The following is a 22,918-nucleotide window of genomic DNA, read 5'->3' on the forward strand; positions in this document are numbered from 1 at the left end:
CATAATAAAAATAGTAAGGTGAAAATATGAATAATATTGAAAAAGGTAAACTAGGTGAAGAAATTGCATTAAAGTACATTATTTCAAAAGGTGGGAAAGTAATAGAAAAAAATTACAGAACAAAAATAGGCGAAGTTGATATAATAGCAAAATTAAATGGAGAGTTAGTTTTTGTTGAAGTAAAAAGTAGAAGCAACATAAACTATGGATATCCATCAGAGTCAGTTAACTATAAGAAAAAAAGAAAAATAACTAATGTTGCTAAATATTATATTTTAGACAATTCTCTAGAAAATCTATCTATTAGGTTTGATGTAATTGAAATTTATTTTAATGAAAAGAAAATAAATCATATTGTAAATGCTTTTTAAGAAAGGGGAAATATGTTAAGTATAATAAATTCTAATAATTTGATAGGAATAGACAGTTTTTTAGTAAAGGTAGAGACTGATATAAGTAGAGGAATTCCAGCATTTAATGTGGTAGGACTTCCTGGTGCAGAAGTAAGAGAAGCAAGAGAAAGAGTAAAATCTGCCATAATCAATAGTGGTTATGATTTTCCAAACTCAAGAATAGTAGTTAATTTATCACCAGCAGATATTAAAAAAGAGGGTTCATTTTTAGATTTACCTATTTCAATTGGTATATTAAGAAAGTGTTTAAATAAAGATGATTCTTACTTAAATGAGTGTGTTTTTGTAGGAGAGTTGTCTTTAGACGGACACTTGAGAAAAGTAAAGGGAATTTTATCTTTAGTTATTGGAGCTAAAAAAGAAAATTTTAAAAGAATTTTCATACCCTACGATAACTTAAGAGAAAGTAACTTTATTGATGGAATAGAAATTATTCCTGTTAAAACATTAAAAGATTGTATTAATTATTTTAATGAAAATAAAAAAAGACCTTTGACCTATAAAGACTTAGAGGTAGATAATGTAAAGTTTAACTATACAGAAGATTTTAAAGATGTTAAAGGTAACTATTTTACTAAAAGAGCTGCTGAAATATGTGCGGCAGGAAATCATAATCTTATGATGGTGGGTCCTCCTGGGTCAGGCAAAACTATGATAGCAAAACGTATTAGGACTATACTACCTAAATTAGATAAAAAAGAAATGATTGAAATAAGCAAAATCTATAGCATTGCAGGGTTAATTAATGAAGAATATGGAATTATTAGAGAGCGACCATTCAGATCTCCTCACCACAGCACAACAAAGCAATCTTTAGTAGGAGGAGGTTTTAATTCCAAACCAGGAGAGATTACTTTATCTCATAGAGGAGTATTGTTTTTAGATGAAATAGCAGAATTTGATAGAAAAATACTAGAGTGTTTAAGGCAACCTATGGAAGATAAATATGTGAATATAGCTAGAGTAAGACAAAATGTAAAGTATCCTTGTAATATGCTAGTTATTGGAGCTATGAACCCTTGCCCATGTGGCTTATATTTATCAAAAACACAATGTCGTTGTCAAAGTTTTGATATTATTCGATATAGAAATAAATTATCAGGACCACTCTTAGATAGATTTGATATATTTGTGGAAGTAACTCAAATACCTTTTAAAAAACTTAATGAACAATCTCATGAAGAAACATCTTCACAAATAAGAGTTAGAGTTGAAAAAGCAAGAGAAATACAAAGACAAAGATTTAAAAATGAGTTAATAAGTACAAATAACGAGATGTCTACATCTATGATAGATAAATACTGTAAATTAGATAATAATACAACAAATATTTTAAATGAAATTTATAATAAGCATGAGTTAAGTAATAGAAGTTATACAAAATTAATTAAGATTGCAAGAACCATAGCGGATTTAGAAGGAAAAGAGGATATAAACTCAAGCCATGTATTAGAGTCTTACTCGTTTAGAAAGGCTTATTATACATATTTTAATTCTAGATTGGAGTAAATTATGAATAAAAAAGATATTTACCTATGTATAGAATCCATAAAAGGATTAAGTACTATAACCCTTAGAAAAATAATTAAAGAAGTGGGAAGTGTAGAGGAAATTATAAGTCTTAGTGAAAAAGATATATATAATTTGAAAAATATAAGTTTAAATATTAAAGAAAATCTAGTAAAATATATTAGTCGTTTCAATTTAGATGAAATTAAAGAAAAACTATATAAAAACTCTATTCAGTATATTTGTATAGAAGATGATGAATATCCAGAAAAACTTAGAAATATTTATAGTCCACCTTTATTATTATTTTATAAAGGAGATTTGTCTATAATAAATAATAACTTAAATATAGCAATGGTTGGTTCTAGAAAACCTACTCCCTATGGAATAAATTGTGCACATCGTATAAGTTATGAATTATCTCAAGTAGGTATTAATATAATAAGTGGACTTGCCTTAGGAATAGATTCTTGTTGTCATAGAGGATGTATAAAGGGAAAAAGCAAGACTATAGCAGTCCTAGCATCATCTTTAGATAATATTAGACCATCAACTAATGAAGCTCTTGCTAATGAAATTTTAGAAGATGGAGGATTAATTTTATCTGAATATAATGTAGGTCATATTACCACTAGAGGCAACTTTCCATGTAGAAATAGAATTATTAGTGGAATAAGTGATGGTGTTATTGTTGTAGAAGCAGGAGAAAAAAGTGGTGCTTTAATTACTGCTGATCTAGGATTAGACCAAGGTAAAAATATATTTGCAGTTCCTGGTTATATAAATTCAGATTTAAGCAAAGGTTGTCACAAAATAATTAAAGAGGGTGCAAAACTAATAGAAAATATTGATGATATTTTAAATGAATATAATAATAGTGGTTTTAATAATAATAAAAATAGTATAGAATATGATATTAAGGATTTAAGTAATGAAGCATTAAAAATTATTCAGGTTATAAAAAGGCAAGGTATGTTGCAAATTAATGAAATTTGTGATACTACTGGTATTGATATAAAAAATGTTAATACTATAATAAATGAATTATTACTAAGAGACTTAGTTGTTGAAATGAATAATAAAATGTTTAGCATAAACTAAAATAATTTAAGGGTGGGGGTGCAAAAATGGCGAAAACATTGGTAATTGTGGAATCGCCTGCAAAAGCTAAAACAATAGAAAAATTCTTAGGAAAAAGCCATTATACTGTAAAGGCTTCAGTTGGTCATGTTAGAGATTTACCTAAAAGTACTTTAGGTGTTGATATAGATAATGATTTTGAACCAAGATATATTAATATCAGAGGTAAAGGCGATTTAATAAAAGAATTAAAAAAAGAAGCTAAAAAAGCTAAGAAAGTATATCTGGCAACTGACCCCGATAGAGAAGGAGAGGCAATCTCTTGGCATTTATCATATATACTTGGTATTGATGAAAATGATAAATGCAGAATAGAGTTTAATGAGATAACAAAAGATGCTATTAAAAAAGCTATAAAAAGTCCTAGGAATATTGATTTAAAACTTGTAGATGCTCAACAAGCGAGAAGAGTACTAGATAGACTTTTAGGATATCAAATAAGTCCTATCCTTTGGGCCAAAGTAAGAAAAGGACTTAGTGCAGGTAGGGTACAATCAGTAACAACAAAATTAATATGTGAAAGAGAAAGAGAAATTAATGAATTTGTACCTAAAGAATATTGGAATTTAGAAATTGAAGGAAAAACTCAAGATGGAGAAATTGTATTATTTAAATTCGTATCATTTAATAATGAAAAAATAGATTTAAATAATGAAGAAGAAGTAAATAAAATTTTAGATGATATAAAAAATGGAAAATTAGTAGTAGAAAAAATTGAATCAAAAACAAGAAGAAAATCTGCTCCAAAGCCATTTACAACTAGTATGCTTCAACAAGATGCAGCTAACAAGTTGTCTTTTACAACTAAAAAGACAATGATAATAGCTCAAGAGTTATATGAAGGTGTGGATATTGAAGGAGAAGGAACAGTAGGTCTTATATCATACATAAGAACAGACTCAAAGAGAATATCCGAAGAAGCTAAGGAAAAGTCAAAATCATATATCTTAGAAGAATTAGGTGAAAACTACTATAAAGTTAATGCAGATAAAAAAGAGACCAAAGATAAGAAAAAAGTACAAGATGCCCATGAAGCTATTAGGCCAACCTCAGTACTTAGAACACCAAATAGTGTGAAAAGTTCATTAAGTAAAGATCAATTTAAGCTTTATAACTTGATTTGGAGAAGGTTTGTAGCTAGTCAGATGGAAGACTCTGTATTCGATGTTCTAAATGTAGATTGTAAAATAGGTAATGCATTATTTAGAGCAACAGGCTCAGTGATGAAATTTGATGGATATACTAAGATTTATAATTTTACAGAAAGAGAAGATAAAATTTTACCTCCAATAAAAGAAAGTGATGAGCTAGAAGTTAATCAATTTATGCCTTCTCAACACTTCACTCAGCCACCGGCAAGATTCACTGAGGCTAGTTTAGTTAAAACTTTAGAAGAACTGGGTATAGGTAGACCAAGTACTTACGCTCCTACAATAACAACTGTACTAAATAGAGGTTATGTTGAAAAACAAGGAACTAGTTTACATCCAACAGAGTTAGGAATGATAGTAACTGATATTTTAAATATAAACTTCCAAAAATTCATAGATGTTGACTTCACCGTTCAGATGGAGAGTAAATTAGATGAAATAGAAGAAGGCGACATAAGATGGAAAAGTGTTGTTGGTGAGTTCTATGAGCCTTTAAAGGAAGCTATAGAAGAAGCTAACGAAAAAATAGAAAAAATTAATATGGATGAAGAAACCGATGAAATATGTGAACTATGTGGTTCAAATATGGTTATTAAATACGGTAGATTTGGTAAATTTATGGCATGTAAAAACTATCCAGATTGTAAAAATACAAAACCATTGGTTAATAAAGTAGGAGTAAAATGTCCTAAGTGTAAAGAAGGAGACATTATTCTTAGAAAATCTAAAAAAGGTAAAGCTTTTTATGGATGTTCAAATTATCCAGAATGTGATTTTATAAGTTGGTACAAACCTACAGGAGAAATTTGTAAAGAATGTGGTTCTTACATGATAGAAAAACAAACAAAAAGCGAAACAAAAGAAATATGTTCTAATAAAGAGTGTAAGGCTGAAGGTAGAATTTTGGAATAAAATTATTGAGATGACAGAATATTGGCAAAAGTACAAACAATTTATTGTTTAGTGTACATTTTTGTGTTAGAATGAAATAGGTAAAATAAGTAAATGACTAGGGAACTAGAGAACTAGAGAATATTAAATTCTTTAAACTTCGTTAAGGAGATGATTAAATGGCAAGTGAAGTATTACAAAAGACAAGAAGAATCAACAAAACTCTTCAAACAAGCGGAGGTAGTAGTGTATCATTTGATATATTAGCAGAAACATTAGGGGAAGTATTAGATGCTAATATATATGTTATAAGTGCAAAAGGAAAAGTTATAGGTCTTCATTTAACAGATATTCAAGATAGTTCTGTTATAGAAGATGAGGAAACTAAGTTACAAATTTTCCCTAAAGCTTATACAGATAGAGTTTTAAAAATTGATGAAACACTGGAAAACCTAACTGGAGAGAAAGTATTAGAAGTATTTCCAGATGAACAAGGAAGATTAGAAAAATATCATACAATAGTTCCTATACTAGGAAGTGGACAAAGACTTGGTACACTAGTAATATCAAGATATAATGATATATTTACAGATGATGACTTAGTCATATCTGAGTATAGTGCTACAGTAATAGGTATGGAAATTCTAAGAGGTCTAAGTGAAGAAATGGAAGAAGAAATGAGAAAAACTGCAGTAGTTCAAATGGCCATAGGAACATTGTCTTACTCAGAATTAGAAGCAGTAGAACATATCTTCAAAGAGTTAGAAGGAAGTGAAGGCTTACTTGTTGCAAGTAGAATAGCAGATAGAGTAGGAATAACAAGATCAGTAATTGTAAATGCTCTTAGAAAATTTGAAAGTGCAGGTGTAATTGAGTCTAGATCTCTAGGTATGAAGGGAACTCATATAAAAATTCTTAATGATAAGTTAATACCAGAACTTAAAAAAGTAAGAAGTAATTATTAATATAAAAAGGTATCTTTATAAGATACCTTTTTTACATATAAAAGGAGTGAAAGATGTGCAACCTTTGGCAGATAAATTACGTCCTAAAAGTTTAGATGATATGGTAGGACAATCTCATATAATTGGAAAAGGAAAAATCATAAATAAATTATTAGATAACAATACCATCCCTAATATGATATTGTATGGTCCGCCAGGCACAGGTAAAACAACACTTGCAAATATTATAGCGAATTGTACAAATAAAAAGTATGTAAAGTTAAATGCTGTAAATTGTGGAGTGAAAGAAATAAAAGAAGTAATTGATGCAAATAAACAAGATTTGTTTTCATACAATGGCATACTTTTAATGCTTGATGAAATACAAGCTCTTAATCGAAAACAGCAACAATCCTTATTAGAAGTGATAGAAGATGGATCAGTAACGCTAATAGCTAGTACTGCAGATAATCCATATTTTGTAGTGTATAAGGCTATTTTAAGTAGAAGTACAATATTTGAATTTAAGCCTATTGTAAAAAATGATATAGTAAAAGGATTAAATAGAGCTGTAAAAAAAATGAAAGGCTTGTATTCATATGAAAGCATTAACATAGAAGATAAGGCATTGGAGTATATATCAGATACTTGTAATGGTGATATGAGAAGTGCTTTAAATAAACTTGAATTAGCATTTAATGTGGGAATAGATATTCTTAATAATTCAGTTAAAGTAACCCTAGATGATGTTATAAATTGCTCTTCTATAAAGATGTTAAATTATGATAAAGGTGGAGATGATGGATATTCCATATTGTCAGCATTTCATAAATCATTAAGAGGCTCTGATGCTGATGGCGCAGTTCATTATTTAGCAAGATTAGTGAAAGCTGGAGATATTCAATCCATAACAAGAAGATTATTATGTGTTGCAAGTGAAGATGTGGGATTGGCAGTTCCTCAGGCTATAACTATAACTGAAGCTTGTGTTTCCGCTGCTCTTCAATTAGGATTCCCTGAAGCACGTATACCTCTTGCACAAGCAACTATATATTTGGCCCAATGTCCAAAGTCAAATTCAGTCATAAACGCAATTGATATGGCTTTGCATGATTTGGATAATATTGAAACAGGTGAAATCCCAAATCATTTAAAAGATGCTCATTACGCTGGGGCTAAAAAATTAGGTAGAGGTATTGAATACAAATATCCTCATAATTTCGAAAATCACTACGTAGATCAGCAATATTTACCAGATGCAATAAAGGATAAAAAATATTATGTTCATGGTAACAATAAAAATGAAAGTTCCTTCGAAAATTATTGGAAATTAATTAAAAATAAATCAAAATAAAAATCAAGTATACCAAAGGTATACTTGATTTTTATTTGTAAGTAAGATTTAATTATACTTTTTCGTGAGGTGTAGTTTTCATTTGATTATTTAAGTTATGTTGTTTTGTAGTAGTTTTACTGCTATATTTTGCTTCATCTTGGGCAGCTATTTTAACATTTACTTGTACGTCATTCATATTAATTGTTCCTAATTCGCTAGCTATTTCTAATTTTTCATTTTCGTAATCTTTCATTTTTTTTGTGCTAGGTCTTTTTTTGTCAGTCATTTTTACACATCCTTTTACATATTTATAAGATTATTATTTGTTTTAAATAATTTAAAATTCTTATAAAAGATTACCAATAAAAATCATAAAAAATTAATTGTTTAACTATATATATTAGTAAGTAGAATTTTTAATTGCAAGTGAGATTAAATAAACTTATGATTAATATTGAGGAGTTTTTAATAATTTTAATAAATGATGATCATATATCAGGGGGAATGTTAATGATTCAAAGACTAAATAGTACTTATCATAAGAAGGTTATTGAATATTTGCATAAAGAAAAAGAAGTGAATATATTTTTATTAAGTGATATTGAGAGATATGGCTATGATAGTTATTTTTTTAGCATTTATGGTGGAATAAATGAAGAAGGAGAAATTGAAGGTATTTTACTAAAATGTTTTGAATTTATTATATTTTATGCTTATGATAAGTTTGATGTAGATGATTTCGCAGAATTTATAAACGACAGTAGTTGTGAAGAGGTCTGTGGAAAATCACAAGCACTGGAAAAATTAGAGAAAAAGATTTGCTTAGGAAAATATAGAAAAGTTAATATTTTTAAATTAATTAATAAAAACCTACTACCTCCGTACATAGAAGATAATGTTAAACTTAGAAAAATTAGATTTGGAAATTTAAATAAAATAGTAAAATTATATGAAGAAATAGATGAATTTGAAGATACAACAGTAGACAATATTAAGTCTAGTTTAAAAACTGGGAGAGGTTACTGTATAGAAAGAGAAGGAAAAGTAGTTTCTATGGCTAAAACAACTTCAGAAAATAGGCATAATGCTATGATTATAGGGGTAGGAACTCATCCTAAATATAGAAATAGAAGCTATGCTACCAGATGTCTAATAAAGATTTGTAATGAATTGCTAGAAGAAAATAGAATACCTTGTTTATTTTGTGATAATGAAGCAGCAGGTGCTATATATAAAATGTTAGGATTTGAACAAATTGGGTATTGGAGTATATATCGTAAATAGAAAAAATTGTTAAAGGATAATTTGAATTTTCAAGTTATCTTTTTTTATTTGTGGGTATAAATAAATTATCATTAAATGTTAAGCAATTAATTCTGATAAAAATAGTCAGAAATAATCTTGACAAAAACAGTAGGAAATAATACAATGATATCAAAGTAATTCATACAAGTTTACTATGAATTGGAATAGACACAGAGGGTGATAAAAAATGAAATTATCAACTAAAGGTAAATATGGACTTAAGGCAATATTTGAATTATCTTTGCATGTAAATGAAGGGCCTATGCCTTTAAACATGATTGCAAGTAAACAAAAAATACCAGAGCAGTATTTAGAACAAATATTTTCTACATTGAAGAAGTCAAAATTAATAACTAGTGTAAGAGGGGCGCAAGGCGGATATCTTCTTAATAAAGCACCTAATGAAGTTACTGTAGGTGATGTACTTGCTATACTTGAGGGACCAGTAGCACTATCTCAATGCATTATTGATGAAGGAGTCTGTGAAAACTCAAATGATTGCTCTACCAAATTAGTATGGGAAAAGTTAAAAAAAGGAATTGAAGACGTATTAAATTCCATTACACTGCAAGATATGGTTGATGACTACAATAAGAAAAATAACATAAAAGAATTTGATATAACAGAGTTAATGAATAATAAAAAATAGGAGATGAATTTATGATGGAAAAAAGAAGACTATACATGGATTATTCAGCTACTACTCCAGTAAAAAAAGAAGTATTAGACGAAATGATGCCATATTTAACTGATTACTTTGGGAATGCGTCAAGTTTCCACTTATTTGGAAGAGAAGCAAAAACGGCTTTAGATAAATCTAGAAAACAAGTAGCATCACTTATTAATGCAGATCCAAGTGAAATATATTTCACAAATGGTGGAAGTGAAAGTGATAACTGGGCTTTAGAAGGAACTGCTTTTGCAAGAAGAGATAAAGGAAATCATATAATAACAAGTAAAATAGAACATCATGCTATACTTCATACTTGTGAATATTTACAAAAAGTACATGGATTTGAAGTTACTTATTTAGATGTTGATGAAAATGGAAAAGTAGATTTAGAACAATTAAAAAGAGAAATAAAAGATACTACTATACTTGTAAGTATAATGTATGCAAATAATGAAATAGGAACGATACAACCTATAAAAGAAATAGCTAAAATAGCTCACGAACATGGTGCTTTGATGCATACAGATGCAGTTCAAGCAGCTGGTAATATACCAGTAGATGTTAAAGATATAGATGTTGACTTAATGAGTATGTCTTCTCATAAAATATATGGACCAAAAGGTATTGGTTCTTTATATATGAAAAAAGGTGTAAGAATACACAATCTTATACATGGTGGAGCTCAAGAAAAAAGAAAAAGAGCTGGAACTGAAAATATACCTTCAATAGTAGGGTATGGAAAAGCAGCAGAAATTGCTAAAGAAAATATGGAACATCATGTATCAGAATTAACAAGACTTAGAGAAAAATTAATAGAAGGTGTATTAGAAAGAATACCTTATACAAGATTAAATGGACACAGAACTGATAGGTTACCAGGTAATGCAAACTTCTCATTTGAATTTATAGAAGGTGAAGGAATATTACTGTTATTAGATCAAGTAGGAATAGCTGGTTCAAGTGGTTCTGCTTGTACATCAGGTTCTCTAGATCCATCTCATGTATTAATGGCCATAGGATTAACTCATGAATGGGCACATGGTTCTTTAAGACTTACTGTTGGAGATTTTACTACTGAAGATGATATAGATTATATATTAGAACATCTTCCAAAAGTAATAGAAAGACTTAGAGGATTATCGCCTTTATATCAAACATATTTAAAAGAACAAAATAAATAATAAATTAGAATAGATAGATATATATATATGAAAATATTAGGAGGAAACGATTATGCAATATAGTGATAAAGTAATGGATCATTTCTTAAACCCAAGAAATGTTGGACAAATAGAAGATGCAAGTGGAATAGGTGAAGTTGGAAATGCTAAATGTGGGGATATAATGAAAATATTCCTTGATATAGAAGATGAAATAATAAAGGATGTTAAATTCCAAACATTTGGATGTGGTTCAGCTATAGCTTCTTCATCAATGGCTACAGAAATGGTAAAAGGTAAAAATATACATGAAGCTTTAGAAATTACTAATAAGGCTGTTGCTGAAGCACTAGATGGTTTACCACCAGTTAAAATGCACTGTTCAGTTTTAGCAGAACAAGCTATAAAAGCAGCATTAATAGATTATGCACAAAAAAATAATATACACATACCAGAACTAGATGGTGTAGTTATAGACGATGACCATGATCATCACCATGATATAGAAGAAGACTAATATAAAATAAATAAAATCTTTGGGGTAACGTATCTCAAAGATTTTTTTTGTCAAAGAAGCAAGAAATTTTGAGAATTTAAAAATATACTTTTAAAATTCTTTTAAAGTATATATAATATAGAGAATGAGGTGATTTAGAAAATGAGCAAAAGAGTAATGATAGGTATGAGTGGTGGGGTAGATAGTTCTGTTGCTGCATACTTACTAAAAAAACAAGGATACGAAGTAATCGGCGTTACTATGAAATTATGGCAAGATGATGAAGAATATGATCTGATAGAAAATGATGGAGGATGTTGTTCATTGGCAGCTGTAGAAGATGCAAGGGCTGTTGCAGACAAAATAGGCATCCCATTTTATGTATTAAATTTTAAAGATGTATTTAAAGAAAAAGTAATAGATTATTTTATTGATGAATATTTACAAGGAAGGACACCAAATCCTTGTATAGCATGCAATAAGCATATAAAATTTGATGACTTATATAGAAGGGCCATGGCACTAGGTTGTGATTATGTTGCAACTGGTCATTATGCTAAGATTGAAAAAGACGAAGAAACTGGTAGAAATTATTTGATAAAATCAGTAACTGATAAAAAAGATCAAACTTATGCACTATATAATTTAACACAAGAACAACTAGAACATACATTGCTTCCAATTGGAGACTATGAAAAAGATAGAGTAAGAGAAATCGCGAAAGAAATGGGAATGGACGTTCACAATAAACCTGATAGCCAAGAAATTTGTTTTGTAAAAGACAATGATTATGCAAACTATGTAAAAAGGCATTCAAACAAACGTATTAAAGAAGGAAACTTTGTAGATACTAAAGGTAATATTTTAGGAAGACATAAAGGAATAATTTATTACACAATAGGACAAAGAAAAGGGCTAGGAATTGCTTTTGGTAAACCTATGTTTGTTCTTGATATAAACCCACAAACTAATGAAGTAATCTTAGGCTCAAATGACGATTTATTCAATAATGAATTAATAGCAAAAGATGTTAACCTAATAACAGTAGATGAGATTACAGAACCAATTAGAGTTGAAGCTAAAATTAGATACTCTGCAAAACCATCACCAGCTACAGTATACAAAAACGGAAAAGACTCAATAAGAATAGTGTTTGATCAGCCTCAAAGAGCTATTACTAAAGGTCAATCTGTTGTAATGTATCAAGGAGATAAAGTAGTTGGAGGAGGAATTATAGATAAAAGTTTATAATATACTTGATTATAAATTGAAAATTTAGTAGAATTACTATAAGAAAATATAATTTTACAAATAATTTAAATACAGTGAAAAGAAGTAGTAAAATATTTAAGGTCTTCACAGAGAAGGAGAAATGGTGAGAACTCCTAGAGTAGAATATTTGAAGCAGTCTTGGAGTATCAATCTGGAAATTAAGTATAGATTGACGGTAGTTACGTTATAGCTAAGGTTTTCCGAAGATATCATATTTATTATGATAATTAGGGTGGTACCGCGAATATACCTCGCCCCTATATAGTTTTATATAGGTGCGAGGTTTTTTAATTTGTTTTAAGTAAAGTAAATTAAAATATATTTATTAATTTTGAGTAAAATATTATATTACTTAATCAATAGAAACAATAGGAAATTTTATTTGTAAAGTAAAAGATATAAATTTATAGGAGGTAAAGCTAATGCAAAACTTAGGAGCTAATGAAATTAGAAAAAGATTTTTAGAGTTCTTTGAATCAAAAGGACATTATGTAGGTAAAAGTGCATCTTTAATACCAAACAATGATAAAAGTTTATTACTTATAAACTCAGGTATGGCACCACTTAAAAACTATTTCTCAGGAGTGGAAGTGCCACCAAGTAAAAGAATGTCTACTTGTCAAAAATGTATAAGAACAGGTGATATAGAAAATGTTGGTAAAACTGCTAGACATGGTACTTTCTTTGAAATGATGGGTAACTTTTCATTTGGAGATTACTTTAAAACAGAAGCTATAACATGGGCATGGGAATTTATAACAAAGCAACTACAGATACCAGAAGATAAACTATGGGTAACTGTATATCTAAATGATGATGAAGCTTATGATTACTGGGTTAAAGAAATTGGTGTGCCAGAAGAAAGAATGGTTAGACTTGGAAAAGATGATAACTTCTGGGAGATAGGACTTGGACCATGTGGACCTTGTTCAGAAATATACTTTGATAGAGGTGAAAAATTTGGATGTGAAAGTCCAGACTGTAAGCCAGGATGTGATTGTGATAGATATTTAGAATTTTGGAACTTAGTTTTCACTCAGTTTGATAGACAAGAAGATGGAACTTATCCAGAACTAGCTAACAAAAACATAGATACTGGTATGGGGCTTGAAAGAATGGCTTGTATAATGCAAGATGTAGACAACATATTTGAAATAGACACAATAAAATATATTATTGAAGGAATAGAAGAATTAGCTAATGTTAAATATGGAAAAGATTCTAAAAATGATGTATCTATAAGAATAATAACTGATCATATGAGAGCTATGAGTTTCTTAATAGCTGATGGTGTATTACCTTCTAATGAAGGAAGAGGATATGTTCTTAGAAGACTACTTAGAAGAGCAGCTCGTCATGGTAAATTATTAGGAATTAAAGAGGATTTCTTATATATATTATTCGACAGAGTTAAAAAAGTAAGTGGAGAAGCATATCCAGAAATAGTAGAAAAAGAAAGTTACGTTAAAAAAGTAATTAAAATAGAAGAAGAAAAATTCAACGAAACTTTAGACCAAGGTGTTGAGATATTAAATTCTTATATAGATGAATTAAAAGAAAATAACGAAAAAGTTTTAAGTGGAGAAAAAGCATTTAAATTATACGATACTTATGGATTCCCTATGGACTTAACTCAGGAAATTCTTGAAGAGCAAGGATTTGAAATAGATGAAGATGGATTCCAAAGAGAAATGGAAGCACAAAGACAAAGAGCTAGAGCTGATAGAGGTGCTATGGAAGACGAAAGTTGGAAAGAAGATCCACTATCAACACTAGATGAAAGTATAGCTTCAACATTTGATGGATATGAAAACTTAAATGTATGTGGTAATGTTACTGCTATAGTTAAAGGCGATAATGTTACAAATACTATATGTGAAGGTGAAAAAGCTATAGTAGTACTAAATGAAACTGCTTTCTATGCAGAAGGTGGAGGACAAGCTGGAGATATAGGGACATTAGAAAATAAAGATGCTATATTTGAAGTTGTTGATACTAAAAAAGGTGCAAACAATACGATAAAGCACATAGGATTTGTTAAAAAAGGTAAAATAAATGTAAATGATAAATTAGAATCAAAAGTTAACAAGGAAATAAGAATGGATTGTGCAAGAAACCATACTGCAACACACTTGTTACATGAAGCATTAAAAGAAGTTTTAGGTGATCATGTTAACCAAGCTGGTTCTTTAGTAACTCCAGAAAGATTAAGATTTGACGTGACTCATTTTGAACCAATATCAAAAGAAGAGTTAAAACTAGTAGAAGAAAAAGTAAATATTGCTATTTTAGACGCATTAGACATAAATTGCGAAATTATGAATATAAAAGATGCAAAAGAAAAAGGAGCTATGGCACTCTTTGGCGAAAAGTATGGTAATGAGGTAAGAGTTGTATCTATGGGCAATTATTCAGTAGAGCTTTGTGGAGGAACTCACCTTAACAATACTTCTCAAGTTGGATTATTCAAAATACTATCTGAAGGAGGAGTAGCAGCTGGTGTTAGAAGAATTGAAGCTATAACTGGTAAAGCTGTTTATAAATATTTAACAAACAGAGATACAGTAATAAATGACATATGTATAGCTTTAAAAACAAAAGAAGATAATTTAGTTCAAAGAGCACATACTTTAGTAGAAGAAAATAAATCTTTAACTAAGGAATTACAAGATGCTAAAACTAAATTAAATTTACAATCAGTTGATGCTTTATTAGATTCAAAAGTTGATGTATCTGGAGTAAGTTTACTGTGTGCTAAGTTTGAAGGAATAGACATGAATTCGCTAAAAGAAACTGCAGACTCTCTAAGAGATAAAGTAGGAAGTGGTGTAGTAGTTCTTTCAAATGTAGTAGATAATAAAGTAAACTTTGTTGTTACTGCAACCAATGATGTAATAGAAAAAGGTATACACTCAGGAAATATTGTTAGAGAAGTTGCAAAAATAGCTAATGGTAAAGGTGGCGGAAGACCAAACATGGCACAAGCTGGAGCAACTGATATATCAAAAGTAGACGAAGCTTTAAGTTATGCAAGTGAGGTTATAAAAGGCCAAATTAAATAACTGAAAGGGGGAATTATTTTGGATAATAATTTCGATTATACAGTAAAATTCGAAGGAGTTACAGAAAATAAAAGTATGAGTGTAGGAGAAACAATAAATTATGTTTACCAAGCTTTACAAGAAAAGGGATATGATCCTATCAATCAAATTATAGGATATATCCTATCTGGTGACTCTAGTTATATAACAGGCCACAAAGACGCTAGAACAGCAATAAGAAAATACGAAAGAGATGAGTTGCTAGAAGAAATTCTTAAGAGTTATCTATCAAAATAGAAAGTGGGTCAATTATAATGAGGAAAAGAATAATATCATTATTATTATTAATCATGATATGTATTGGGGTTATTCCAAATTATTCCTTTGCAGCAGAAGAAGGTAAAGTTATCTATATAAGCATGAATAGGGCTAATATAAAAGACTTACAAAGAATACCTGTTCTAAAAGAAAAACTAAGCAAGAGTGGATATATTGGTTTAATGAATACTAGAGGTGATCAAGGAAATGACGATGCAAGATCATATGCTAGTATAGGTGCTGGATGTAGAGCCAATGTAGTTAATGACGAAGCTATATCTTTTGAAAATCTAAATGATGAGAATAGTAAAATATACAAGGCATCTACAGGAGAAAATCCAAAAGATATAAATAACCTAGGTATCAACAAGTCTATTAATAACAATATTGAAAGTGGAAGTTATGGTTCTACATTAGGACTACTTGGTCAAACATTATCTGATAATAACAAAAGCGTAGCACTATTAGGTAATAGTGATATTGTAGAAAATAATCAATTAAAAAAAATAAGAAATACAGGATTAATATGTATGGACACTTCAGGTCGTGTAGACTCTGGAAATGTGGATAATATTACTGTAAAAGATTTAAATATGCCATATGGATTAAGAACAGACTATGACAAATTAACTGCTGAAACTAAAACATATTATAAGAGCAGTGATGCTTTGTTTGTAGAACTTGGAGACACATATAGACTAGATGAGTACAAATTAAATTTAAATGAAAATACATATAACAAAACAAGAAAGCAAATTTACTCTTATATAAATACATATTTAAAAGAAGTATTTAATATGATAGGTGAAAATGATGTTGTGTATATTGTAAGTGAGTCTCCAAGTACTCTAGACTATAATAATAAAAGACGTCTAGCTCCTGTTATTAAATTTTCTGATAATAAAAAAGGATTATTAGAAAGTGCAACAACAAGAAGAGATGGAATAATAGCTAACTTAGATTTAGGTGTTGATATTTTAAGTGAATTTGGCCTAAAAAATAAAGCTATGATAGGAAGAACATTGAACAATATTGAAAAAGATGATAATATAAATTACCTATCTTCACAATATGAAAAAATAGTTTCAATAAATAATATTAGAGCTACTGTTGTAAATACTTTCGTAGGAATTGTATCTGCATCATGGGTAATAGCAATGTTAGCCTTACTATGCAAGGATAAATTACCTCACAAAGAAAAAATATTCGTAATATTAAAAGAGTTAATTAAGTTAGGATTGATAATGCCTTTAACCTTGTTACTATCACCTATATTTAATTTTAAAAGTCAATTAGGATTAGTAAGTGGTGTTGTAATAATGACAATTTTACTTTATTTATCAGGACGATTACTCTTTAAAGACAATGATATTAAACAAATGGGATATTATGCGTTCCTTACAATAGTTTTAATAGTTCTTGACTCAGTCATGGGAACACCTCTTATGAAAAATTGCATAATGAGTTATGACGCAATAGTAGGAGCTAGATATTATGGAGTTGGTAATGAGTATGAAGGTGTAACAATAGCAAGTGCAGTATTTGCCCTATCTGTTCTTCTTAATTACAAAAAAATACCAAAGTGGTTCACCATATTATTATCGGTTGTAATACTTATTACAAGTGCATTTCCTTCAATGGGGGCAAATGTTGGCGGTGCCATATCTGAATGTATAGCATACCTATTATTTATCATGTTAATATTTGATGTTAAGTTAGACTTCAAAAAAATCATGCTATTAGGAATATCAGCAGTTGTATTGGTTTTAATATTTGCAGGATTAGACTTAATGTTAGGTATGGAGTCTCACTTAGGAGTATTTACTCAACAAATATTACAAGAGGGACCACAAGCTATATTTAATACATTTGGTAGAAAAATATCTATGAACTTAAAGCTAGCAAAATCATCTGTGTGGGTAAATATATTACTAGTAGGAATAGCTGTAATTGGTATATTCATATTTAGACCATCTAAACATATGAAAAATATATCCAATAAATATCCTATGATATTTAAAGGATTTATTGCATCTATGGTAGGATGCTTAATAACATTGTTAGTTAATGATTCTGGAATAGTAGCAGCAGCTACAGCATCCATATATATATTAATTCCAATATTAATTATAAGCATTAACATGTTAATTTTTAATGATAAAATAGAATAGAGATTTAAATTAGCCAGAATTTAATTCTGGCTAATTTTTAAAAAATAATATAAATCTTTTCATAAAAATAAGTAAAAAAAACTGTATTAAAATTACTAAATAATACAAATGATACTGTAGAACTATAAAAAGAAGAGTTCGAAAATTTTGTTAATAATTAATGAAAAAACATATTTATATACATAGTTTTTTATGAAATGAAATGTAGCTGCTTAAATATCTTTAGCTTAGGTGATTTTATAAAAAAGACGCTACAACAGTAACAAGCAAATAAGAAAGAGATGAATTGCTAGAAGAAACTCTCAAGTGTAATTTATCAAAATAGAAAGTGGGTCAGTTATAATGATGAAAAAAATAATATCATTATTGTCAGTAGTTATGATATGTATAGGGTTTATGCCTAAATATTCCTTTGCAACAACAACAGGAGAAGGTAAAGTTATTTATATAAGTATGAATAGATCTAATATAAATGATTTACAAAGAATACCTGCTTTAAAAGAAAAGTTAAGCAAGAGTGGATACATTGGTTTGATGAATACTAGAGGTGATCAAGGTAATGACGATGCAAGGTCATATGCTAGTATAGGTGCAGGAGGCAGGGCTAATGTTATTAGCAATGGTCCTATTTCTTTTGAAAACTTAAATAAAGACAATGGATTAATGTACAAGTCTGCCATAGGAAAAAATCCGAAGGGTATAAATAATTTGGATATTAATGCATCTATTAACGTTAATATTGAAAAAGGTAGTTATGGTTCTACATTAGGAGTGCTAGGTCAAACACTATCAGATGCTAATAAGAAAATTGCGCTTTTAGGAAATAGTGACATAGTAAAAAATAATAATATAGTAAAAATAAGAAATGCTGGGTTAATATGTATGGATAATTTTGGTAGAGTCAATGCAGGTAATGTAGATAATATAAATACAAAAGATTTATCTATGCCTTATGGAATAAAAACAGACTACGAAAAATTAATCAAAGAAACTAAATCATATTATAAGGGTAATGATGCCTTATTTATAGAATTAGGTGATACATATAGATTAGATGAATATAAATCTAATTTAAATGAAAAGACTTATAAGGATATTAAAAAAAATGTATATGCCAATATAAATAATTACTTAAGTGAAGTCTTCAATATGGTAGGTGAAAATGATGTAGTATATATTGTAAGTGAATTCCAAAGTAAGTTGGATTACAATAATAAAAGACGTTTATCTCCAGTAGTTAAGTTTAGTGATTCTAAAAAAGGGTTGTTATCAAGCGCTACTACAAGAAGAGATGGTATAATTGCAAATTTAGATTTAGGTGTGGATATACTAAAGGAATTTGGATTATCTAGTAATATTATGATAGGTAGAGCATTTGACCATGTTGAAAAAAGTGATAATATAAGTTATTTATCCAACCAATATGAAAAGATAGTTTCCATAAATAGTGTAAGATCAACTTTAGTTAATGTTTTTGTAGGGATTGTATCTGCATCAGGTGTAATAGCCATGCTAGCTTTACTATTTAAAAATAAATTATCTTATAAAGATAAAGTATTTACAGTTTTGAAAGAATTTATTAAATTAGGGCTAATAATGCCTCTAGCATTACTATCTGCACCAATATTTAATGCTAAAACTCAGACTGGTATAATAATAAGTGTTGTAGTAATTAGTATTTTAATATATTTGTCTGGTCGATTATTATTTAAAAATAGTGATATAAAACAAATGTCATATTATGCTTTACTAACAGTAGGACTAGTAGTATTTGATTCAATAATTGGAACATTCTTTATGAAATATAGTGTGATGAGTTATGACGCTATAGTAGGTGCTAGATACTATGGGGTAGGTAATGAATACCAAGGTGTTATTATAGGAAGCGCCATATTTGGTCTAGCAGTTTTATTAAATAAGGAAAGAATACACAAATGGTTAGTTGGAGTATTGTTTATTGTACTATTAATAACAACGGCAGCACCATTTATGGGAGCTAATGTTGGGGCAGCTATATCTGAATGTGTTGCATTCTTAATATTTATGATGTTGATATATGGTGTTAAGTTAGACTTAAAGAAAATAATAATAGTAGGTTTTGCAGCGCTTTTATTAGTGTTAGGATTTGCTGGGTTAGATATACTAATGGGAACAGAATCTCACTTAGGAGCATTTGTAATGGAAATACTTCAAAAGGGGCCAAGTGTTATAATATTAACATTCTCTAGAAAAATTTCAATGAATTTAAAACTGGCTAGGTCTACTGTTTGGGTTAACATCTTATTAACGGGAATAGCAGTAGTTGGTATATTTATATTTAGACCTTCTAAACATATGAAAAATATATCTAATAAATACCCTATGATATTTAAAGGATTTATTGCATCTATGGTTGGATGTTTAGTAACATTACTAGTTAATGATTCTGGAATAGTAGCAGCAGCTACAGCTTCTATATACATACTAATACCAATATTAATTATAAGTATTAATATGATAATTTTTAATGATAAAATAGAATAGAAAATTACATTAGCCAGAATTAAATTCTGGCTAATTTTTAAAATATAATATAAAATAAGGTATGAGAAAAATAAAATAAGATAAAATAATAGATGTCCCTATTAATTATGTTTATGTAAAATTAAGAGGGATGATGATGGCTACATAAAGGAGAAAAACATGCTTGATGGAAGAATAATGGGTCTTGATATAGGAGATAAAACTATAGGAGTTGCAGTAAGTGATTTAATGGGATTAACTGCTCAAGGTGTAACAACTATTAAAAGAGTTGGCAAGAAAAAAGACATAGAAGAAATTAAAAAGATAATTTCAGAAAAACAAGTAAATAAAATAGTATCAGGACTACCGAAGAATATGAATGGTACTGTAGGACCACAAGGAGAAAAAGTTCAAAAATTTTGTGAACTAATAAAGAAAGAAACAAATTTACCAATAGAATTTTGGGATGAAAGATTATCTACAGTGGCTGCTGAAAGATCTTTAATTGAAGGCAATGTTAGAAGAGAAAATAGAAAAAAAGTAATAGATATGCTGGCAGCAGTAATAATATTACAAGGTTACTTAGACTTACAAAGAAATTTCCAATAATATTTTAATAATATATTTGAAATTATCTTAGTATAATATATAATATAAAAAAGAAGAAAGAAATTGAGGTGATCTAGATGCAAGATAATATAATAAGCTTAATTGATGAAAATGGAGTAGAAAGTGAATTTGAAGTAATATTAACTTTAGAAGCTAATGATAAGGAATATGCTATATTAATGCCTGTTGATGACGAAGATAGTGATGAGGCCTTAGTATTTAGAATAGACCAAGATGAAGAAGGAGAAATGTTAGTTCCTTTGGAAGATGATAAAGAATATGAAATAGTTGTTGATGTTTATAATACATTAATGGACGAAGAAGGACTAAACGACGATGAATTCTAATAAAAAAGACTACCTTTACAGGTAGTTTTTTTTTATTCAAAATTAAAAAATAATATATCTAATTATAGAGTTTAATTTTAAAATCACTGGGGAAAATATTGAAAAAAGCAAAGGGGATGACAAAATGAAAAAAAAGATTCTAATAAGCATAATACTTATAATAATTTTTCCCATAATATTAAATAATAGTGTTTTTGCTAAAGACATAGATTCTTACACAGAAAAAGAAATTTATAATATATTATTAATAGGAAAAGATGGTATAGGAGATAAAACTTCTAGAGCTGACACTATGATTATTCTAACTATAGACAATAAAAATAAAGCCTTAAAACTTACATCTATAGCTAGGGATACATTAGTATATATACCTGGAAAAGGATATGACAAAGTAAACCACTCTTTTGCATATGGAGGCTGCGACTTATTACTTAAAACAATAAATTACAATTTTAATCTTAATTTAAAAGACTATGCGGTTGTAGACTTTAAAAGTTTTGTAGATGTTATAAATGTACTAGGAGGAGTAGAAGTAAATATTGAGGACAGAGAAGTTGATGGACTAAATAAAGTAATAGATGCATGTTATGGATTAGAAATTGAAAATAAGGGTAATAATATAGAATATATAACTAGTAGTGGCAATCATTTACTAAATGGATATCAAGCATTAGCTTATTGTAGACTTAGAAAAATAGACAACTGTTTTTATAGAGATGCTAGACAACGAAAGGTGCTAGAAAGCTTAGCTTATAAACTATCAAAAGTATCAGTTTTTAAATATCCAGAATTGATAAAAATACTACTTAAATATGTAAATGTTAGCGTATCCCCAGATAAAATTTTAGACCTAGCAATAATATCGAGGGATTTAACTAATTATAAAATAAAGCAATTGGAATTCCCTAGTAACGAATATAGAGAAGACGGAAGGCTAAAACACAATTCACAATACGTAATTAAATGGGAAAAAAATAGGAACTTAAAAATATTACATGAATTTATTTATAACTAAGCATATAAGCATAATATATATTGTTATAAAAAAATAAATATATTAATAATTTTCTAAATATTGACATGAGTGAATTTATCATTTACAATAATTACAAAAGATTATCAATTGAAAACGGGTGGTATTATGTGTAATACAATGGAAAACTTAAAAATTAAATTAAAGGAATCAGGACTAAAAATAACTCCTCAAAGAAGAGCTATAATTAATATTCTTCTTGATAATGAAAATAGACACTTAAGCAGTGAAGAAATTTATGATTTAGTCAGGGAGAATTGTCCAGAAATAGGACTTGCAACAGTTTATAGAACAATGCAGTTATTAGATGAAATTGGAGTAATATCAAAACTAAACTTAGATGATGGATGTATTAGGTACGAAATTAATTTAAATAAATCAGAAACTCATAATCACCACCATTTAATTTGTAAAAAATGTGGAAAAATAATTGAAGTTGAAGATGATTTAATGGACAATGTAGAAAAAGAAATACAAAGTGCTTATAAGTTTAAAATATTAGACCATGATGTTAAATTTTATGGATTATGTCAAGACTGCAATAAAGATATAAGTTCTAAATAGAACTTATATCTTTTTACTTTTGTTGATTTTGTATATTAAAAAG

General features: G+C 28.5%; 20 protein-coding genes and 1 other annotated feature. Of the genes, 19 read left to right on the forward strand and 1 reads right to left on the reverse strand.

The window, feature by feature from the left end; translation table 11 throughout:
• The first annotated feature begins 26 nt into the window (after window positions 1-26).
• The 6 genes from JW646_RS14975 to JW646_RS15000 all read left to right on the forward strand — a co-directional run bounded on the left by JW646_RS14975 (window position 27) and on the right by JW646_RS15000 (window position 7,402).
• Window positions 27-371, forward strand: a complete 345-nt coding sequence (locus JW646_RS14975; protein WP_018589683.1) for a YraN family protein — start codon at window positions 27-29, stop codon at window positions 369-371.
• 12 nt (window positions 372-383) lie between these two features.
• Entirely contained in the window at window positions 384-1,922 is a 1,539-nt protein-coding gene (locus tag JW646_RS14980; protein ID WP_228415561.1) for a YifB family Mg chelatase-like AAA ATPase, read from the forward strand.
• Window positions 1,923-1,925: 3 nt separating this feature from the next.
• Entirely contained in the window at window positions 1,926-3,023 is a 1,098-nt protein-coding gene (gene dprA, locus JW646_RS14985) for a DNA-processing protein DprA (RefSeq protein WP_074915501.1), read from the forward strand.
• Window positions 3,024-3,049: 26 nt separating this feature from the next.
• Window positions 3,050-5,125 (forward strand): type I DNA topoisomerase, encoded by a 2,076-nt coding sequence (gene topA / locus JW646_RS14990; protein ID WP_228415562.1) that lies wholly within the window; start codon window positions 3,050-3,052, stop codon window positions 5,123-5,125.
• 158 nt (window positions 5,126-5,283) lie between these two features.
• A complete protein-coding gene (gene codY, locus JW646_RS14995) occupies window positions 5,284-6,069 on the forward strand; it encodes a GTP-sensing pleiotropic transcriptional regulator CodY (RefSeq protein WP_074915505.1) in 786 nt (261 codons plus the stop codon).
• A 55-nt stretch (window positions 6,070-6,124) separates the two neighbouring features.
• Complete coding sequence (locus JW646_RS15000) at window positions 6,125-7,402, forward strand: replication-associated recombination protein A (RefSeq protein ID WP_148556335.1); 1,278 nt, start codon at window positions 6,125-6,127, stop codon at window positions 7,400-7,402.
• Window positions 7,403-7,454: 52 nt separating this feature from the next.
• Here the strand turns inward: JW646_RS15000 and JW646_RS15005 are convergent, their stop codons facing one another.
• The gene (locus JW646_RS15005; RefSeq protein ID WP_018589677.1) at window positions 7,455-7,670 is read right to left on the reverse strand and encodes a hypothetical protein; all 216 of its coding nucleotides are present in this window, start codon (window positions 7,668-7,670) and stop codon (window positions 7,455-7,457) included.
• Window positions 7,671-7,894: 224 nt separating this feature from the next.
• Here JW646_RS15005 and JW646_RS15010 point away from each other — a divergent pair, with 224 nt between their 5' ends.
• The 13 genes from JW646_RS15010 (at window position 7,895) to JW646_RS15070 (ending at window position 22,875) form a co-directional block, all read left to right on the forward strand.
• The gene (locus JW646_RS15010) at window positions 7,895-8,668 is read left to right on the forward strand and encodes a GNAT family N-acetyltransferase (RefSeq protein WP_074915511.1); all 774 of its coding nucleotides are present in this window, start codon (window positions 7,895-7,897) and stop codon (window positions 8,666-8,668) included.
• Between the two features lie 208 nt (window positions 8,669-8,876).
• On the forward strand, window positions 8,877-9,338 hold the full coding sequence (locus tag JW646_RS15015; protein WP_074915513.1) for an RrF2 family transcriptional regulator: 462 nt from the start codon (window positions 8,877-8,879) through the stop codon (window positions 9,336-9,338).
• 14 nt (window positions 9,339-9,352) lie between these two features.
• Window positions 9,353-10,543 (forward strand): cysteine desulfurase NifS, encoded by a 1,191-nt coding sequence (gene nifS, locus JW646_RS15020; protein WP_228417395.1) that lies wholly within the window; start codon window positions 9,353-9,355, stop codon window positions 10,541-10,543.
• 52 nt (window positions 10,544-10,595) lie between these two features.
• Window positions 10,596-11,039 carry a Fe-S cluster assembly scaffold protein NifU gene (gene nifU, locus JW646_RS15025; protein WP_074915515.1) on the forward strand — a complete coding sequence of 148 codons (444 nt, stop codon included), beginning with the start codon at window positions 10,596-10,598 and terminating at the stop codon, window positions 11,037-11,039.
• 141 nt (window positions 11,040-11,180) lie between these two features.
• Window positions 11,181-12,269, forward strand: a complete 1,089-nt coding sequence (gene mnmA, locus JW646_RS15030) for a tRNA 2-thiouridine(34) synthase MnmA (protein ID WP_228415563.1) — start codon at window positions 11,181-11,183, stop codon at window positions 12,267-12,269.
• Window positions 12,270-12,334: 65 nt separating this feature from the next.
• Window positions 12,335-12,552 (forward strand) — a binding site (T-box leader).
• A gap of 160 nt (window positions 12,553-12,712) precedes the next feature.
• Window positions 12,713-15,352 carry an alanine--tRNA ligase gene (alaS, locus tag JW646_RS15035; RefSeq protein WP_228415564.1) on the forward strand — a complete coding sequence of 880 codons (2,640 nt, stop codon included), beginning with the start codon at window positions 12,713-12,715 and terminating at the stop codon, window positions 15,350-15,352.
• Between the two features lie 18 nt (window positions 15,353-15,370).
• Window positions 15,371-15,628 carry an IreB family regulatory phosphoprotein gene (locus JW646_RS15040; protein WP_074915521.1) on the forward strand — a complete coding sequence of 86 codons (258 nt, stop codon included), beginning with the start codon at window positions 15,371-15,373 and terminating at the stop codon, window positions 15,626-15,628.
• 17 nt (window positions 15,629-15,645) lie between these two features.
• A complete protein-coding gene (locus JW646_RS15045; RefSeq protein ID WP_228415565.1) occupies window positions 15,646-17,820 on the forward strand; it encodes a hypothetical protein in 2,175 nt (724 codons plus the stop codon).
• A 342-nt stretch (window positions 17,821-18,162) separates the two neighbouring features.
• Window positions 18,163-20,343, forward strand: a complete 2,181-nt coding sequence (locus tag JW646_RS15050; RefSeq protein WP_228415566.1) for a hypothetical protein — start codon at window positions 18,163-18,165, stop codon at window positions 20,341-20,343.
• Window positions 20,344-20,502: 159 nt separating this feature from the next.
• Entirely contained in the window at window positions 20,503-20,931 is a 429-nt protein-coding gene (gene ruvX / locus JW646_RS15055; protein ID WP_074915527.1) for a Holliday junction resolvase RuvX, read from the forward strand.
• A 77-nt stretch (window positions 20,932-21,008) separates the two neighbouring features.
• Window positions 21,009-21,278, forward strand: coding sequence for a DUF1292 domain-containing protein (locus JW646_RS15060; RefSeq protein WP_074915529.1), 270 nt, complete (start codon window positions 21,009-21,011; stop codon window positions 21,276-21,278).
• Between the two features lie 124 nt (window positions 21,279-21,402).
• A complete protein-coding gene (locus JW646_RS15065; RefSeq protein ID WP_228415567.1) occupies window positions 21,403-22,293 on the forward strand; it encodes an LCP family protein in 891 nt (296 codons plus the stop codon).
• Window positions 22,294-22,419: 126 nt separating this feature from the next.
• Window positions 22,420-22,875 carry a Fur family transcriptional regulator gene (locus tag JW646_RS15070; protein ID WP_206923986.1) on the forward strand — a complete coding sequence of 152 codons (456 nt, stop codon included), beginning with the start codon at window positions 22,420-22,422 and terminating at the stop codon, window positions 22,873-22,875.
• The last annotated feature ends 43 nt before the right edge of the window (window positions 22,876-22,918 follow it).

The organism is Terrisporobacter hibernicus, from assembly GCF_020809405.1.
Taxonomy (GTDB): domain Bacteria; phylum Bacillota; class Clostridia; order Peptostreptococcales; family Peptostreptococcaceae; genus Terrisporobacter; species Terrisporobacter petrolearius.